At 40.9% G+C, this 2,793-nt stretch carries 3 protein-coding genes and 1 pseudogene; 1 reads left to right on the forward strand and 3 read right to left on the reverse strand.

The window, feature by feature from the left end:
• From LC574_RS34330 to LC574_RS34340, 3 genes are all read right to left on the reverse strand, one after another.
• Window positions 1-107: DUF2997 domain-containing protein (locus LC574_RS34330; protein ID WP_229458078.1), on the reverse strand; the 107-nt coding region annotated here is incomplete at its 3' end.
• 3 nt (window positions 108-110) lie between these two features.
• Entirely contained in the window at window positions 111-557 is a 447-nt protein-coding gene (locus LC574_RS34335) for a DUF1257 domain-containing protein (RefSeq protein WP_229458076.1), read from the reverse strand.
• Between the two features lie 242 nt (window positions 558-799).
• Window positions 800-1,876, reverse strand: coding sequence for a hypothetical protein (locus LC574_RS34340; protein WP_229458077.1), 1,077 nt, complete (start codon window positions 1,874-1,876; stop codon window positions 800-802).
• 800 nt (window positions 1,877-2,676) lie between these two features.
• Here LC574_RS34340 and LC574_RS34345 point away from each other — a divergent pair.
• Window positions 2,677-2,793 (forward strand): annotated as a pseudogene (locus tag LC574_RS34345) (transcriptional regulator); the annotation flags it as partial.

Genomic DNA, 2,793 nt, shown 5'->3' on the forward strand with positions numbered 1-2,793 from the left:
TCAAAAGGTTGAGTTGCTTCTAGGCACGACAATCCCTCAAATCCCTCGGCTTCTATTTTCACTTCACCTGTAGCAGTGTCAAAATGTATCAAGATTGCCCGTTCCATAAGTTACCTCCGTACTTGTTGAGTTTGCTGATGTGCTGAAAATGCGAGACGCAGGGTATGTACCTGACCGTTGGTTTGTTCTGTGATGGTGCATTCTCCCAGATGTTCTTGTAACTGGGCTGCTTTAGCGCGAACCATCTTCTGGCCGTAGGCTTGTATTAGGGTGTGCGAAAAGAAGTTTTCTCCTAGTCGGGGTACAGTTTCATAGGCATCATGGATGAGTTGATACACGCCTGCCTCTTGATCCCACTTAAACCCGATATCTGCGCGAACACTTAAACTACGACCAGGGACAACAATCTCAGCACTTTTCCCCTGGGAGTCGTCGTAATAACCTCTCAGCGATTGTGGTTTTTCATGAACTTGGACGGTAAGCTGCAAATCTTGTAGAGCTTGTACTAAACATTCACGGTTAGTTAGTTTTGTAGTGACAGTTGAAAAGTGCGACATTTCCTACCTCTAAATACTGTGGACTGGTAAATTAATGGGAACAGTGGTGATAGACAAGGAAGCAAAAAGTTCCTACCTATCACTTCCCCTCTTAGTTCCGTAGCAAGCTTGGGAAGTGTGGGCGTATTGTCTTCCTCTACAACGCCACTTGCTTACTGCTGTGGAAACCCGTCCACCGCAGTGGCTCCCCCACACCTCGTTTTCGATCAAGGACAATACAGACACGTTCTCGATTGTTTTTTCTAGCGAAGTTTGAGAGACATCGCTGTAGCTTTGGTTAAGCCCATACCCTCATCACTTGCTAATCGTTGGAGATGGCGTTGTTCATCCAAAAGCTTGGAGCAAATTTCATCCATTTTTTCCTGTAACTGAGAACGCCCTTGTGAATCCAGCTTTTTGGCATCCACAGAAGCGTTTTCGAGAACATTTTCTAGATGAGTCATCATTTGTCCAAGGCTGCTACCTGCTTCAAAACTGGCGTTAGCCAAAAGCATTTGGACTTTCTTGAAATGGCGTTCCATCTTCTTCTTGAAGTTGACTGGCTTGCGTCCTGGTTCCCAATTGCTCAAATCTTCGAGCAACTGGGCTGCTAGTTGTTCTCCTCCTGCGATCGCTGATTCCCTCAGTGTTTGTTCTAAATTTCTGTCATACTGTTCGATAAACCGAGTTATTTGCCCTAAGCATTCAGCTTGTTTCTCTGACAATTGTTCACTGATGGCGGGAATAATGACAGGACGACCAATTACTACTTGTAAATAGTCCTCTAGTTCCTCTAAACAGGGAAAAGCTTTGGCTAGGTTCTGCTTAACTTCTTGTTGTTGTTCTACAGATAACTGCCAAGCATTGAGTGAGAGAAATTTGTCAATACGTTCTTGATAGTCTGTGTACCCCTTTTCATACTCTTCTTTCAGTTGAGTGCGTAAAACAGGTGCAATATTATCTCGAATTCCGATTAGTTGATTCCAGACCAAGGGTGCTAAGTCTATAGAACAAATCCAATCACCATTGTCATAATTCATCCATTCTTGGACTGAAGCAATTTCTTGCCTTAATTGGTTTGCTGCTTCGTCTAAAGCTTTGAAAACTTTGATGCCCTTTAAACCAACTTCTGAGGTTGTGACCTTCACTAAGTCAGATTCTTGTTCATCTTGAGAATATTTGAGAACATCTGTCCATTTTGGAGCATTACTCTTGGTTGTCTTCTTTAACTGAATCTTGAAACGGATGCGAGTTTTATTCAGCTTAGAGAAATTATATCTTTCAACAACAGCGTCTTTCAGAAAGGTTTCGCTTGAATTAGTAATCACTGAGTTTACCACATTCACTAGGAACAATAAGATTTATTCACTTAAGTAAAATAAAGCGTAAGCTTTACCTTTTCGCCACTCATTTGGGCTATAATTTTATTCATACAAATCATTTAAATGCTTACTAAATATAGATAACTTTGTAGTAAGGCTTAACCCCTGCTTTCATGCAACTTAAATGCTCATTAGCTTATTTAATTTGTGATTTTCACAAGGCACAGAACCCCGATTTATTAGATAAATAGGGGTTCACATTGTTGACGAATGATTAATCTGAATTTGGCATTGAGCCGAGATTCACACTAAAACGGAAATAGAAGCTGAAAAAGCTTATCCTATATAAATTTCAGCTTTTTAACTCTCCCATTTTACCCAAACATAAGAAGGCTACAAGCAGACATAGGTTAGTACAGAGTTACTAATTAGTCCAGTCAGAACTTAAATACCAACTTATGACCCTAAGCTAGCTGGTAAAACAAAAAACAGAGTCTCAAAAACAGCCGACCGTGCTAGTTCCAACTCATTCAATAGTTTTTGATACAATACCGCATCCTATACAATCACCGATGCCTTGCCATTGACGGGGAGAACAATCAGTTTATGGCTTTCCTGTAAGTGTTCAATGAAGTGGTTGGCATTGCGCTGAAAGTCTCAAAGGGGCTAAATCTCCCTTGCATCAAGCATAACTGTTACCTCCACATGAAATATTCATGGAATTTCCTGTTATTACATCAGACTAAGAAATCCAATAATTTTTTAGGTTGAATTTAGCTTGCTATGATAAATATGAAAAGATAGTTCAATAAAACTTGATGGATTCTCTCTCCACTCTCACGAACGCTACTATCGCTGCTGGCTTCCATGCTCTTTCTGAACCATTGCGGCTTCAAGTCTTGGAACTGCTGCGAGAGCAAGAACTGTGTGTGTGT

This window comes from Nostoc sp. CHAB 5715 (assembly GCF_020829685.1).
GTDB lineage: Bacteria > Cyanobacteriota > Cyanobacteriia > Cyanobacteriales > Nostocaceae > Nostoc.

Coding starts and splice junctions, on each gene's coding strand:
- LC574_RS34335 (WP_229458076.1), bottom strand. CDS start 557: ATGTCGCACTTTTCAACTGTCACTACAAAACTAACTAACCGTGAATGT.